Raw genomic sequence first — 13,062 nt, 5'->3', positions numbered from 1 at the left:
ACCTATAAGGTATAAATGGAGGTAATTTATGTTTAAAGAAAAAATTATTATAGAGATGAAAGAAGTATTCAAAGAAATTCCTTTTGGCATAGAGCATACTCTCAAAGTTTTGAAAAATGCAGAAGATATAATGAAAGGAGAAAATATCGGAGAGGAAGAAAAAGAATTCATCAGTATTATTGCTATACTACATGATATTGGTGCGGTTGAAGCACAAAAAAAATACGGTTCTATTGATGGTGTCTATCAAGAAAAGGAAGGACCAGAAGTAGCGAAAGAAATATTAAAAAAGGTAGGCTATAACAAAAATATTGATAGAATATGCTTTATAATAGGCAACCATCATACTCCATCTAAAATTGATGGACTTGATTTTCAAATACAATGGGAAGCTGATTTGCTTGAAAATTTAACGGTTATGGATAAAGAAAAAGAACAGGAAAAGATAAAAAAGTGTATAGATGAAAACTTTAAAACAAACACAGGAAAAAGGATAGCTTATAATCGCTTTATTTTAGATTAGTAGTAGATTATTACAGTTATGTATTTTATATCGCAAAGAAAAAATAGTAGTTAAGTTTAACCCTAGATAATAAGCAGCAAAGAAGTGCGATAAGATGATATCTAATAATACCTCCATGCCTACAACGGATGATGAGTTGCAAAAGAATACGGTTGGTTGTTAAGGATTCTGCTGATGAGTCATCCTACGTTCCAGTGTTGGAAGCGGCCGGATATGTGCTACAGATTCGAGAACCTGACTGGTTTGAGCATCGTTTGTTTAAAGGACCGGATACCGATATTAATCTGCATGTGTTCAGTTTGGGCACATCAGAGATTGATAGAATGTTACGCTTCCGTGATTGGTTGCGGACTAATGATACTGATCGGGACAAATATGCACAAGTCAAACGAAGCTTGGCAAAGAATAAATGGAGGCATGTCCAGCACTATGAAAATGCTAAAACATCAATAGTACAGGAAATCATGAAAAGAGCGAATAGTAATAATGCTTAAGGAGAGTGTCATGTTTTCTTGGTTTGTTATAGGAGTTTATATCAATGAAAAATACAGTAGATAATTTGTCGAAAAGTAAAGTTATTTTAATGTGCGGCCCTGCGGGATCAGGTAAATCAACACTAGCAAAAAAATTTGAAAGTACCGGGATGACAATACTATCTTATGATGAAGAATCATTCAAACGAGGTTTTAATGAACATCCTTTACCTCAGGAGGTTTTAGAAGATATTAAAACCTATCTTGATGAAAAACTAATTTCACTTATCATGCAAAACATTGATATTGTTCTCGATTATTCATTTTGGTCTAGAGAAATGAGAAATGAATATATTTCATTATTAAAGAAATACGACATAGAACCCAAAATCTATTATATAAAGACACCTAAGGAAGTGTGTATGGAACGTATTCGAAAAAGAAACGGAAATCATCAAAATGATATCATATTGACGGAGCAAACAGCTTCCACTTATTATGATCATTTTCAACCCCCAACTGATGAAGAAGGTGAAGTTATAGTAGTCGAGGGATATTAATATTGTGGTTTTAGGCATGGAAATTGTACTAGATGATAAGTTTTGTCAAATTTTTTTAAAGATATACTTCCAACAAGGGGATACCAGCTTCAGGTGATATCATTATTGTCATCTCAGAGCAGGAGGTAGTATTGATTCAGCCGGAAGAATAAGTGGCGATGCAATGAATACGATGAATGCATTATTGAAATAACAGGAAAAAACTTACTGAAATACGTTATGTTTATTCTTTTGACAACTCTACTCAATCATGATTATGCAATTAGACACGTTATTTTTTATCATGAATGGATATGTTCCCGTCTTCCGATAGTACTAAAAACGCAGTGGATATGTTTCCGAGAACGAACATACTCAAATGACATTTATTCTGTCCTCTCAAGCCATGTCGAGGTCGTGACTATGCTTACACGTAAAGACGTGTAAGCATTAGCCCGACCCGATGCAATAGCTTCACCACGAAGTCGAGCAAGGTGATGAGTGAGTGGACTGAAGCCACTTGCGCGAGACAGTATTTGAGTTAGATTTTGTAATATGTAATTAGCGCCACCCAATGCAGCAGTGTCACTGCGAAAATGAATGAAAATGAAATTTGAGTAGATGTAGCTACCTGCGCGAGACTGTAACGAGGCTTTTACGCATTAATAGAAAGTAACCAAAGTGCTATTTGAGATTTTAGTAGGACTATATGCAGACAAACTAAGAAAAGAAATGAGCTTATCAAGATAATAACTGATAATAAAAAAGTATTTTTTCTTAATGCTTGCTACCACCGATGTAAGGGTTCATCAACAAATCCTGTGTGAAATGGATATCCTCCATTTATAACTGTGGAAGCATTAAATGGTAAGTAGATGATATAGAAAAAGCGTTGATTCTTTTAAGATTCAACGCTTTTTTAATTTTTTAGTAAAAAATTAGCATTAAATACATTTTTATGTTGTTAATAAATTTTGAATGGAATTTTTTGTCTAAATGATTCATATGATTATTATCAGATACATCTAAATTATTTTCATTGAGGAGGGAGATAATGGATTTTGAGTTTATTAGGACGTATGCACCGATGTATGTAGAGGCTGCTAAGTTAACCATTAGTATTGCTTTTTTTGGAATTCTATTATCTACTTTTTGGGGATTTATTTGTTGTGTCATTCGATATTATAAGATTCCGGTTTTGAATAGAGTGATTGGTGTTTATATTGAGCTTTCAAGAAATACTCCTCTATTAATTCGAGGCCACTGAAAAAGGAGCTTATTATTTTATAAAATAATAAGCTCCTTTTTCTTTATTCTCTATCATATCCATTTTTTGTATGAGATCCAATAAACCTATCTGAAAGATAGCTTGTTTTTCTGTCACTAACTTCACTATTCTCTTCGTATTAACGACAAAAGCTGTTAAATAGGCTTGGATTTTCATGCCGAAAAGTCTCGCGAATTTACATGTTTGAAATCCGTGAGACTGTTTTAACTCGGCATTTTTCGCCTCAATTTTATAACGTTGTTTTTTCCTATCCTTAAATTCATTTGTCTTCTGATAGTCGATGGCTTTTTGATGAATGTCCGATTTAAGGGTCACAGAATAGGTTTTCGACTTAGCCCCTGGTCGATAACATCCATCTCTTAAAGGACAATGCTTACATTTTTCTATCTCAAAGTAATACGTTAAACTTTGATTCTTTTTTTGATTTTTCTTTCCTGTACGGGCTTTTCTGACACTTAAATGTCCAGCTGGACATCTCATTTGTCCCGCATCTTTATTATATTCAAATCCTTCAACTTCTCGTTTTCCACCATTTAAGACGATGGGATTTAACGGCGTTACAGCCGTTATATTTTCTTGCTCCATGTACCCTAAGTTCTCTTTACTTGAATAGGCGGCATCCGCTAAGACTTCTTTCACTTCTATCCCGTTCTTTTTTGATTTTTCAACCAATGTTTTTAAATACTTTCCATCACTGACTTCACCCGTGGTCACTTCAATCGCTGTCATGAGACGCTCCTCCGTGATGGCTAGATGTGTCTTATATCCGGCAAACGCCTCAGTTTTAGATTTATAACCCATTTTAGCTTCTGGATCTGAGACAGAAAGAATGGCTTGGTAGGTTCCATTTTTTAGGATGTCTGACGCTTTTTCTCTCGCTTCTTGAATCTGTCTATTTTTATCTTGATAGCGATGAGAAAACTCTATTAATTCTTGAGTATAAATGACCTCTTCTTCAAGTGAAGCAGTGGAATGAAGCTTTGGAGGAACATGATCCTTCACCTCAGGAACGTAACGATAAAGTTGTTTTCGGATATTTTTAGAAACATCTCTTAAATTCTCAATGGGAGTTTTAACTTTATACTGACTTCGTGTATGTGTGGCATCCAGGATCAGTGTCTTTGATGGAATTAAGTTCTTTTGAATCGCTTGGTTAATCACTTCACCTAATAAATTCTCTAAGATATCCTCCTGATTTAATCTCAGTTTTCTGAACTTAGTTAAGGAAGACGGATGCATGAGTGGATCTTCGGGTCTAAATTCAAAAAGTATTTATAAGCCATATTGACTTGAGCCTCTTGAATGACACGCTCATCCGACAGATTGTAAAGCATTTTAAGGAATAATAACTTAAACATGACTTCAGGAGAATAGGCAGGACGTCCATAATCAATGGAATAACGATCACTTAGTAACGGTGTGACAAATGAAAAATCAATCTGTTCCTCAATTAAACGTAAGGGATGATTTTTGGGAACGATTTTATCGTATAAGGGATGTCCTTGAGAAAGATTTAAGGATAATTGTTCAAAGTCTTTAATCATGATGAGCCTCCAAAAATGTCATTAGTCAAGTCATTATATCACAAATGATAAAAAAACACTGAAACCCTTCAGGCTTCAGTGTTTTCCTTTTTTTGTGAGTTGTTTTTCAGTGCCCTCATTAATTCAGTTGTTTTTCTTATATTTCGGGTTGCCGAAGCTAGGAATCTTTTTAAGTTCTGAAGCATGCGGGGTATTAGGATTAACTTTTTTAGGTGGAAGTTATATGGCTGAGGCCTTTCGTAGTGGGCTTGAAGCTATTCCAATAAGTCAAACAGAATCAGGATTAAGTTTAGGATTAACAAAATGGCAAGTCTTACGATATATTATTATTCCACAAGCTGCTGTTATTGCTTTACCTGCTTTTAGTGCTAATGTCATTTTTTTAATTAAAGAAACATCAGTTTTTAGTGTTGTTGCACTCGGAGATTTAATGTATGTGGCTAAAGGGTTAATTGGTTTATATTACAAAACCGACGAAGCTTTATTCATGTTAGTTATCTCCTATTTACTCATACTGCTACCTATTTCTTTGATTTTAGGTTTGATCGAAAGGAAGGTGCGTTATGCAGGATTGGGGAATTAGCGTTTTATTTGAAGGAAGAAATTTTATTCGTTTATTAGAAGGATTAGGTGTGACATTAGAAATTTCGTTACTTTCTGTTTTAGTTTCAATGATTTTAGGAACTGGGATGGGCGTTTTGATGAGTATAAATTCTAAAGTCATTAGATTCATTTGTCGAATTTACTTAAATATCGTTCGAATTATTCCACAACTTGTGTTACTTTTTTTAGCTTATTTCGGTTTAAGTAAATCATTTGGTGTGAACTTATCTGGTGAATTAGCAGCTGTTTTAGTTTTTTCTTTCTGGGGAATTGCTGAAATGGGGGATCTCGTCCGAGGGGCATTAAACTCGATTCCTAAGCATCAATACGAAACAGGACTTGCTGTTGGATTAAGTCGAAGACAGCTTTATCAGTATATTATCATTCCACAGACTATTAGACGTTTATTGCCACAGACCATTAATTTAATCACTCGAATTATTAAAACGACATCATTGATTGTTTTAATTGGAGTAGTAGAGGTGGTGAAAGTGGGACAACAAATTATTGAAGCCTCTCGATTAACAGTCCCAAGTGCGGCGTTGTGGATTTATGGTGTTATTTTTATTCTTTATTTTATCATCTGTTATCCAATTTCGTTGTTAGCGATGAAATTAGAGAAATGGTGGGAGGTGTAGAAAAAATGTTGAGTGAAACTATCTTAAAATTAGATCATGTGACTAAACGATATGATGAAAATATCATTTTTTCGGATTTATCATTAGAAGTGAAAAAAGGAGAAGTTGTTGTTATTTTAGGACCATCTGGTTGTGGAAAAAGCACTTTGCTTCGATGTATTAATGGACTTGAACAAATTCAAGAAGGAGATATTTTACTAGAAGATGAACGAATTAGTTATGAGAGTCATAATATGTCTTTAATTAGACAAAAAATTGGAATGGTCTTTCAAAGTTATGAACTATTTCCTCATATGGATGTCCTACATAATATTCTTCTTGGACCAACAAAAGCTCAAGGACGCAATAAAGAAGAAGTGATGAAAGAAGCAGAGCAGTTGTTAGCTCGTGTTGGATTGTTAGATAAGAAAAAGGCTTATCCACGCCAGTTATCAGGTGGACAAAAGCAGCGAGTTGCGATTGTTCGTGCGCTTTGTATGAAACCAGAAATTTTATTGTTTGACGAAATAACAGCCGCTCTTGATCCAGAAATGGTTCGGGAAGTTTTAGATGTTGTTCTTTCACTAGCTAAAGAGGGAAGTACCATGGTTATTGTGACTCATGAAATAGGATTTGCTCGTGCGATTGCCGATCGAATTATCTTTTTAGATGAAGGAAAAATTGTGGAGGAAAGTGATCCAGAAACTTTTTTTACAAATCCAAAAACAAAAAGGGCTCAGCAGTTTTTAAATTTATTTAAGTTTGAATAGAAGGGATAAATAAAAATGAAAAAAGGTTTAGTATGTTTAATGAGTTTGTTACTGACATTAGTGTTTGTGGCTTGTCAAACGTCTTCAGTTAGTGATAGTCAGTCTCAAGCAAGAACAGTTGAAGAGATTAAAGAAAGTGGTAAGATTGTGATTGGAGTATTTAGCGACAAAAAACCATTTGGATATGTCGATTCTAATGGAGATTATCAAGGATATGATGTCTATTTTGGAAATCGCATCGCTAAAGATTTAGGAGTAGAAGTAGAGTATGTTCCGGTAGAGGCAGCGAGTCGAGTGGAATACTTAGTTTCTAATAAAGTGGACATTATTTTAGCAAACTTTACTGTTACTGAAGAAAGAAAGGAAAAAGTAGATTTTACACTTCCTTATATGAAAGTCGCTTTAGGTGTAGTTTCTCCTGAAAGTCAACTAATAACAGATGTTGAACAGTTAAATGGAAAAACACTCATTGTCAGTAAAGGAACAACTGCTGAAACATATTTTACAGAAAATTACCCAGACGTTAACTTATTGAAATTTGATCAATATAGTGAAGCTTATAACGCTTTATTAGATGGTCGTGGTGATGCTCTTTCAACAGATAATACAGAAGTGTTAGCATGGGCACTTGAGAACGAAGGTTTTAAAGTTGGAATTGAATCGTTAGGCAATGTCGATACAATTGCTGCAGCAGTTCAAAAGGGAAACCAGGATTTATTAGATTGGATCAATCATGAAATTGTTGAGTTAGGTAAAGAAGATTTCTTCCATGCTGCTTATGAAGAAACATTAGCTCCTGTTTATGGAGAAGCAGCAACGCCTGATAATATTGTTATTGAAAGTGGTATTTTAGAATAAAATGATGATCATAAAAATCCCTTGCATCATAAAGGGATTTTTATTTTTTACTTTTAGAAAAAGAATAAAATCATTTTAAAATACGATAAATTTTAAAACCTAAAATATGGTATAATTTAGGTGATAGTCATGATATGGGATGGTTAGAATGAAAGAGATTAGTAGTTTAAATTTAGAGTTAATCAGAGTATATAATAAGCTTTTGAATAAAGAGTTATCATGTGATGAAGTTGTTTCACTCATTAAGGGAATGAAGTATCAGGGGAAATTTTCATTTGAAGAATTAGAACAATTTATTGCTTTTATTCAAAGTAAAGAATTATATCAAATCGGTGGGCGACTTTTGAACTTTTGTGGATTTGATGCGATAGAAGCATTGAGTCGAGAAAAAAGCTTAGAGTATTTTGAAAAAGGTTTAAAATTATTAGAACAAGTTCAAGATCATCTTGGGATTATCTCTAATTATAGTGGGATGATGTGCACGTATTTTGGACTAGGGATGTATGATGAAAGTTTGAACTTTGGAATGAAGGCATTACGCTTAGCTGAGAAAAGTAAAAATCCATATTTAACGATTCAAGTCTTAGCGAATATTGCAGTTAATTATTTAGAACTTGGCTATGACCTAAATGCAAAACAAGCGTTAGAGGCTATTCGAAAGTTAGATCGTCCAAGTGATGAGTCACATCAAGTGGTGCTAGATATACTAGAAGCTCGATTATATTTAGCCGATAATCATCTAGATGGGGCTATGACATTTATCCAAAAAGCGTTAGATCATTCTTTAAATTTAGAATATCGTTTATTAATTTGTGAATGTTATCGTATTAGAGGAATTATTAACTATCGACTAGAAGATTATGAACAATCGTATATAGATTTTGGTAACGCCATTCACATTGCTAAAAGCAGCGAGCTATTAGAACAATTAGTTCTGACTTATTATGAATGGGGAAAAGTAGAGTATGAACTTAGTCGTTATCAATTAGCAGAAGAACATTTGCTAAAAGCACATCAGTACAGTCAGCAGTTACAAGCACCGCTTCTATACAGTAAGATTTGTAAATCATTAGTTGAACTTTATAAACAGTTAGAGAATTATAAAAAAGCTTTAGATTACTACGAGATTAATTCTAATTTTGAACATCAAATGGAGTTAAAACGTTCAGAAATTTGGAGTAAACGCTTAGCCAAAGAAAAGATCATTAGTGAAGCCAAAGTATTAAAATCATTATATGATGAATTACAGATGATTTCAGAAATTGGTCGTTCTTTCACACAAAAACTGGATTCTAAAAAAATTATTATGCGTGTACAAAAAGAACTTTCAAAACTGATGGATACAACTTTTTTAGTAGTGACACAATTTGATGAATCTAATTACCATTGCCATCATGAGTACTTTGTTTCTATTGTGACAAATGGATTACTAGAGTCAAAGGTCGTGACTAGTAAAGAGGAAAAAAGCTTAGGTGCTTATTGTTTAACTCATCAAAAAGACTTGATTATTTATGATTTTGATAAAGAGTATGAAGCTTATGATTTAAGAAGAAATGTGAGTTTAGATCATAAAGGGGTACGTTCTTTATTATGTTGTCCGCTACTGATTCAAGATAAAGTAACGGGCTACATCAGTGTCCAATCTTATGAAGTGAATCAGTATACCCTACAAGATTTAAGTAAGTTAAGTCTGCTAGCTTCTTATATCGCTATTGCGTTAGAAAATGCTCGATTATATAAACAAACAAATTACTTAGCTCGTTATGATGGTTTGACTCATATTTACAATCGAATGGAAGTATTGAAAAAGGGGCAACAGCTATTTGATCAAAATGATCACACAAAGAAACTAAGTGTCATTATGTTTGATGTGGATTACTTTAAAAAAGTTAACGATACATTTGGTCATCAAGCAGGAGATGAGGTCATTGAAAAAGTCGGTTGTTTATTAAATAAGTATAAAAATAAACAGATGATAGCAGGACGTTATGGGGGAGAAGAGTTTATTGTCTTTTTAGTTAACCAATCCGAGGAGTCAGTTCTGAAATTAGTCGAAGTGCTTAGTGATGAATTACAAAACATTCAATTTAGTTTCTCAGATACATCATCCGTTCCATATCAGATAACAGCAAGTTTTGGAGTTTATCATTATCATTTAGAAGAAGATAAATTAGAACAAGGAATTGCTTTGGCGGATGAAGCTTTGTATCACTCTAAAATAAACGGTCGAAATCAGGTAACGATTTATCAAGTCAGCAGTGACTGATCAATTTAAGATGATTAAGCGTTATATATAAGTCCAGATAAGTTTTTCATATCGGAAAACTTTTAAGCCCTACTAACGGTAGATACATTTTCTTAGAAAATGGTAGGTGACCTGTGCCCTACTAAAGGAGGAGACATGCTGCGCATGGCAGGTGACCCCTGGACGATAGTCTGCCTCAGTATTAAAGTAATTGTTCAACTAAGACTGACATACAATGATGAAATACATTTCTGTTTCTATATAGATAAGATTAAATGAATAGGTGCGTATTAAAGCGTAACTATTTCACAGCAAAAGCTCATGTTACTTAAAAGTTAGATGGATTATAAGAGTTTTATTTGGATTGACAAAGATTAGAAAGGATGATAATTTAAGTTATATAGTATTGAAAACTAAGTTAATTGGAGTGATTAACTTTATTATATGGAGGGGTAGTATGATTAAGGTTGTATCCGATTCATCAACGTTATATTCAGTCAATGAGGCAAAACAAAATCATTTAGATGTTCGTCCATTATTTATTACAGTTAATAATAAAAGTTATAAAGAACTAGAAGAGATTACAACAGAACAATTAGTTCATTTGATTGAAGAAGGAGCTGTTCCAACAACGTCGCAACCAGCGATTGGGGATGTTGTGGAAATGTATGAACAATATCCAAATGATGAAATCATCAATATTACGTTAGCCGATGGATTATCTGGAGCCTATCAATCCGCTTGTATGGCAAAATCAATGGTCGATCACGAAGAAAATATTACGGTGATTAACTCAAGAACACTTTGTGGACCTCAACGTTATCTGGTAGACGTTGCCGTGAAGTTAGCACAGGCAGGAAAAACAAAAGATGAAATTGTCAATGAAATTGAAGCATTAATTGAGACATCGACTTCATTTTTAATTCCTAAAGATTTTGACTATTTAGTTCGTGGAGGACGTTTATCGCCATTAGCCGGAAAAATTGGAGGATTAGTAAAAATCGTTCCTATTTTAACGTTAGCAGAAGACGGAACACGTTTAGATAAGTTCGCGACTAAGCGTACGTTTAAAAAAGCGATTCAGTCTATTTGCGAAGCATTAATAGAAAAAGGTGTAAATGAAGACTATAAGATTTATATTACACATGCTTTTGATGAACAGTTGGCAACTGATGCGAAAGAGATTATAATTAAAAAGATAGAGAATGCTGATACGGAATTGATGTTACTGACACCTGCTTTTACGACACAAGGTGGACCAGGATGTATCTCAATTCAAGTCATTAAAAAGCATGATCTATTAAAATAATTGAAAGTTAGGAATATTTATGGATTATAAAGAGATTTTAGAATTTCATTGTCCACGCTTTGATGAACTACCGACTATTCCTTTATATAAAGATCAAGTCATTGCTTATGTGGAAGAGGTACTTAAACCTCTTAATTTAAATTCAGAAGAAAAGCTACTAACTCCAACGATGTTAAATAATTATGTTAAACAAAAAGTGGTTTCTCCACCAGTTGGGCGTCGCTATACAGAAAAACACCTAGCGTACTTGATTGTTGTTTGTTTATTTAAACAAGTCTATAGTTTAACTGAAGTTTGTGAGATGATTAAAATTCAAGTGGATTTATATTCAACAAAAGAAGCGTATGATTTTTTCTGTGTTGAATTAGAGAAAGCACTCGAATATGTATTTAGTGATCGTCAATCCTTACAACCGAATTCTGCGAAAAACATTACATTTGAAACTGAATTTTTACGATCGGCTGTCATGTCAGTTGCACATAAATTATTTATTCAACGATATTTACTTGAAAAAAGAAATCTAACAAACTAAATGTCAATAAAAATGCCTACTCCCAAAGATTAGGCATTTTTTACTTCACGCTTGTAACCTCATATTCTTCAAATCGATATTTTTGATTCATTGGATTGACTTTACCTTCAGGAACTTCTTCCACAAACATCTCGTAAGGTCTAACAAAAAGTCCACATTCACCATATAATGCGCGATAAAGAACCATGTTTTCTTGAGTTTCTGAATGCTTAACAAAATCTTCAACAAGATATAAATCACCTTTAAAGTGTCTAAAAATCTTTCCTTTTGAGTTTGTAATATCTCTCATTTTAAGATACCTCCTTAAGTACTATTTATTATATCTTAAAAAGATCACTACATTGAGATAAATTTAAAAATAATAAGAAAATCCCTAATCGTATTGGACCAGGGATTTTTTAATTAGTATAATTCAATAAATTTTAAGACAAAGTCACTCGAGTTTTTTGCTGCTAATGGTAAGATTTCTTCATCATGTAAAACTCCTTTAAGTTATAAATTGACGATGGTCCTCAATCATGGTCTCTTTAGTTATAACAGTAATTTCTATAAATATTAACAAACTATTACAAAAACAGACGATTTAATAAGATTTAAAAGAACATAAAAAATAGACCTAGTTTAGACTAGATCTATTTTGATGACTGGCGTGATCGATAGATATCATTTTCAACTTCGATGAATACGTTTGCGATCACTTCATATGTTTTAGCCCATGCCTCCATGATTTCATCGGTTGCTGCTTCACCTAAAACTTCTTTAATAGCTGCTAATAAATGTTTTCCTACGATTGGATAGTGTTCTTCTTTGACACCGCAGTCACAGTGACGAACAGCGATTCGATTAACAACAGGCATCATTGCACCTAAGTTATCAACATTCTGTGCAGCTGCTAATACTGTCATCGCTAACGCTTTTGGTTGTTCACCTGATTTTTGTTTTGACATATCAAATAAAGGAGCTACCTCTGGATTTTGTTCAAACATATTTTTATAAAAAGTGGTTGTGATATCTAAACCGTGTGCCTTTAAGGCAGGGACTGTACTTTTAATCACTTTAATTGTTTGTTGATCTAACATGAATATCTCTCCCTAATAATGAGTTGTTTTATTTACATGTTTAGAATAACATCAATATTTTAAATGTTCAAATGAAATGCACATTTAAAAGTTAATGGTGGATAAGAATTGTTTTATTAGCAAAAATAATCTTTTAATGAAACATAAGATGTGATTCATTTTTTCTGACACCTTTTTGATGGAGGATATTTATCTGTTTTAATATAGTGTATAATGAATTTAAAGGTGGTGTAACGATGCAATTATCTAAGTTTAGTGATTATAGTTTTCGTGCGTTAATTTATTTAGCCAAGCATACGGATCAGTTGTGCACAGTAGAAGAATTAGCAACTGCATTAAATACATCAGAACATCATATGAAAAAAGTCATTCATCAGTTAGCAAAAACTGAATATATCACCTCGATTAAAGGTCGAGGAGGGGGATTAAAGCTTAGCAAAAATCCATCCGATATTAACTTAGGAGAGGTTTTGAAAATGACCGAGGATCATATGAATCTGATTGAGTGCTTTAATCATTCACAAAGTTGTCCCTTGTTATCATCTGGATGTAAACTTAAACGGATTGCATCAAAGGCACTTCATCAATTCATTCACGAATTCTCTCAACATACATTAGATGACTTATTATAAAGAAGAACTCTAGGAATCATGTGATTTCCTAGAGTTCTTTTGCATATCTG

General features: G+C 33.2%; 16 protein-coding genes. 12 read left to right on the top strand and 4 right to left on the bottom strand.

All coding sequences use genetic code 11. The annotated features are described in order from the left end of the window. The first annotated feature begins 28 nt into the window (after positions 1-28). The 4 genes from JRC48_RS08095 (at position 29) to JRC48_RS08080 (ending at position 2,802) form a co-directional block, all read left to right on the top strand. Positions 29-523: an HD domain-containing protein gene (locus JRC48_RS08095; protein WP_008981870.1), complete on the top strand. Its 495-nt coding sequence runs from the start codon at positions 29-31 to the stop codon at positions 521-523. A gap of 128 nt (positions 524-651) precedes the next feature. Then, positions 652-1,017, top strand: coding sequence for a GrpB family protein (locus JRC48_RS08090; RefSeq protein ID WP_370630361.1), 366 nt, complete (start codon positions 652-654; stop codon positions 1,015-1,017). A 44-nt stretch (positions 1,018-1,061) separates the two neighbouring features. Beyond that, positions 1,062-1,556 (top strand): ATP-binding protein, encoded by a 495-nt coding sequence (locus tag JRC48_RS08085; protein WP_235069064.1) that lies wholly within the window; start codon positions 1,062-1,064, stop codon positions 1,554-1,556. A 1,033-nt stretch (positions 1,557-2,589) separates the two neighbouring features. Continuing rightward, the gene (locus JRC48_RS08080; protein ID WP_235069063.1) at positions 2,590-2,802 is read left to right on the top strand and encodes an ABC transporter permease subunit; all 213 of its coding nucleotides are present in this window, start codon (positions 2,590-2,592) and stop codon (positions 2,800-2,802) included. A 12-nt stretch (positions 2,803-2,814) separates the two neighbouring features. Here the strand turns inward: JRC48_RS08080 and JRC48_RS08075 are convergent, their stop codons facing one another. Next, a complete protein-coding gene (locus tag JRC48_RS08075) occupies positions 2,815-4,062 on the bottom strand; it encodes a transposase (protein WP_235069061.1) in 1,248 nt (415 codons plus the stop codon). Beyond that, positions 4,044-4,367, bottom strand: coding sequence for a transposase (locus JRC48_RS08070; RefSeq protein WP_235069059.1), 324 nt, complete (start codon positions 4,365-4,367; stop codon positions 4,044-4,046). Before JRC48_RS08070 ends, JRC48_RS08075 begins: the two co-directional genes overlap by 19 nt. 94 nt (positions 4,368-4,461) lie before the next feature. Between JRC48_RS08070 and JRC48_RS08065 the strand changes: the two genes are divergently transcribed. The 7 genes from JRC48_RS08065 to JRC48_RS08035 all read left to right on the top strand — a co-directional run bounded on the left by JRC48_RS08065 (position 4,462) and on the right by JRC48_RS08035 (position 11,301). After that, entirely contained in the window at positions 4,462-4,950 is a 489-nt protein-coding gene (locus JRC48_RS08065) for an amino acid ABC transporter permease (protein WP_370630360.1), read from the top strand. Beyond that, positions 4,931-5,608 carry an amino acid ABC transporter permease gene (locus JRC48_RS08060; RefSeq protein WP_235069056.1) on the top strand — a complete coding sequence of 226 codons (678 nt, stop codon included), beginning with the start codon at positions 4,931-4,933 and terminating at the stop codon, positions 5,606-5,608. The genes JRC48_RS08065 and JRC48_RS08060 overlap by 20 nt, the downstream gene beginning before the upstream one ends. A 5-nt stretch (positions 5,609-5,613) precedes the next feature. Beyond that, positions 5,614-6,357, top strand: coding sequence for an amino acid ABC transporter ATP-binding protein (locus JRC48_RS08055; protein ID WP_370630359.1), 744 nt, complete (start codon positions 5,614-5,616; stop codon positions 6,355-6,357). A 15-nt stretch (positions 6,358-6,372) separates the two neighbouring features. After that, positions 6,373-7,215 (top strand): cysteine ABC transporter substrate-binding protein, encoded by an 843-nt coding sequence (locus JRC48_RS08050; RefSeq protein ID WP_235069053.1) that lies wholly within the window; start codon positions 6,373-6,375, stop codon positions 7,213-7,215. 148 nt (positions 7,216-7,363) lie between these two features. Next, positions 7,364-9,481: a diguanylate cyclase gene (locus JRC48_RS08045; RefSeq protein ID WP_235069051.1), complete on the top strand. Its 2,118-nt coding sequence runs from the start codon at positions 7,364-7,366 to the stop codon at positions 9,479-9,481. Positions 9,482-9,917: 436 nt separating this feature from the next. Beyond that, positions 9,918-10,769, top strand: coding sequence for a DegV family protein (locus tag JRC48_RS08040; protein WP_235069050.1), 852 nt, complete (start codon positions 9,918-9,920; stop codon positions 10,767-10,769). Between the two features lie 19 nt (positions 10,770-10,788). Further along, the gene (locus JRC48_RS08035) at positions 10,789-11,301 is read left to right on the top strand and encodes a DUF1836 domain-containing protein (protein ID WP_235069049.1); all 513 of its coding nucleotides are present in this window, start codon (positions 10,789-10,791) and stop codon (positions 11,299-11,301) included. 40 nt (positions 11,302-11,341) lie between these two features. On the opposite strand, the gene JRC48_RS08030 is transcribed toward JRC48_RS08035, so the two are convergent. Together JRC48_RS08030 and JRC48_RS08025 are read right to left on the bottom strand one after the other, a co-directional pair. After that, a complete protein-coding gene (locus JRC48_RS08030) occupies positions 11,342-11,590 on the bottom strand; it encodes a DUF1653 domain-containing protein (protein ID WP_235069048.1) in 249 nt (82 codons plus the stop codon). A 343-nt stretch (positions 11,591-11,933) separates the two neighbouring features. Continuing rightward, a complete protein-coding gene (locus JRC48_RS08025) occupies positions 11,934-12,380 on the bottom strand; it encodes a globin domain-containing protein (RefSeq protein WP_235069047.1) in 447 nt (148 codons plus the stop codon). A 236-nt stretch (positions 12,381-12,616) separates the two neighbouring features. On the opposite strand from JRC48_RS08025, the gene JRC48_RS08020 reads away from it, so the two are divergent. Continuing rightward, positions 12,617-13,012 (top strand): Rrf2 family transcriptional regulator, encoded by a 396-nt coding sequence (locus tag JRC48_RS08020; RefSeq protein ID WP_235069046.1) that lies wholly within the window; start codon positions 12,617-12,619, stop codon positions 13,010-13,012. Positions 13,013-13,062: the final 50 nt, after the last annotated feature.

It is taken from the genome of Turicibacter sp. TJ11, from assembly GCF_021497505.1.
Classification (GTDB): Bacteria; Bacillota_I; Bacilli_A; order MOL361; family Turicibacteraceae; genus Turicibacter.
The sequence above is the reverse complement of the archived record's forward strand: the minus strand, read 5'-3'. Positions and strand labels throughout refer to the sequence as shown.

Excerpts from the sequence above, each read along its gene's own strand:
- JRC48_RS08095 (WP_008981870.1), top strand. The coding sequence starts at position 29 with ATGTTTAAAGAAAAAATTATTATAGAGATGAAAGAAGTATTCAAAGAA.
- JRC48_RS08090 (WP_370630361.1), top strand. The coding sequence starts at position 652 with ATGATGAGTTGCAAAAGAATACGGTTGGTTGTTAAGGATTCTGCTGAT.
- JRC48_RS08085 (WP_235069064.1), top strand. The coding sequence starts at position 1,062 with ATGAAAAATACAGTAGATAATTTGTCGAAAAGTAAAGTTATTTTAATG.
- JRC48_RS08080 (WP_235069063.1), top strand. The coding sequence starts at position 2,590 with ATGGATTTTGAGTTTATTAGGACGTATGCACCGATGTATGTAGAGGCT.
- JRC48_RS08075 (WP_235069061.1), bottom strand. The coding sequence starts at position 4,062 with ATGCATCCGTCTTCCTTAACTAAGTTCAGAAAACTGAGATTAAATCAG.
- JRC48_RS08070 (WP_235069059.1), bottom strand. The coding sequence starts at position 4,367 with ATGATTAAAGACTTTGAACAATTATCCTTAAATCTTTCTCAAGGACAT.
- JRC48_RS08060 (WP_235069056.1), top strand. The coding sequence starts at position 4,931 with ATGCAGGATTGGGGAATTAGCGTTTTATTTGAAGGAAGAAATTTTATT.
- JRC48_RS08055 (WP_370630359.1), top strand. The coding sequence starts at position 5,614 with ATGTTGAGTGAAACTATCTTAAAATTAGATCATGTGACTAAACGATAT.
- JRC48_RS08050 (WP_235069053.1), top strand. The coding sequence starts at position 6,373 with ATGAAAAAAGGTTTAGTATGTTTAATGAGTTTGTTACTGACATTAGTG.
- JRC48_RS08045 (WP_235069051.1), top strand. The coding sequence starts at position 7,364 with ATGAAAGAGATTAGTAGTTTAAATTTAGAGTTAATCAGAGTATATAAT.
- JRC48_RS08040 (WP_235069050.1), top strand. The coding sequence starts at position 9,918 with ATGATTAAGGTTGTATCCGATTCATCAACGTTATATTCAGTCAATGAG.
- JRC48_RS08035 (WP_235069049.1), top strand. The coding sequence starts at position 10,789 with ATGGATTATAAAGAGATTTTAGAATTTCATTGTCCACGCTTTGATGAA.
- JRC48_RS08030 (WP_235069048.1), bottom strand. The coding sequence starts at position 11,590 with ATGAGAGATATTACAAACTCAAAAGGAAAGATTTTTAGACACTTTAAA.
- JRC48_RS08025 (WP_235069047.1), bottom strand. The coding sequence starts at position 12,380 with ATGTTAGATCAACAAACAATTAAAGTGATTAAAAGTACAGTCCCTGCC.
- JRC48_RS08020 (WP_235069046.1), top strand. The coding sequence starts at position 12,617 with ATGCAATTATCTAAGTTTAGTGATTATAGTTTTCGTGCGTTAATTTAT.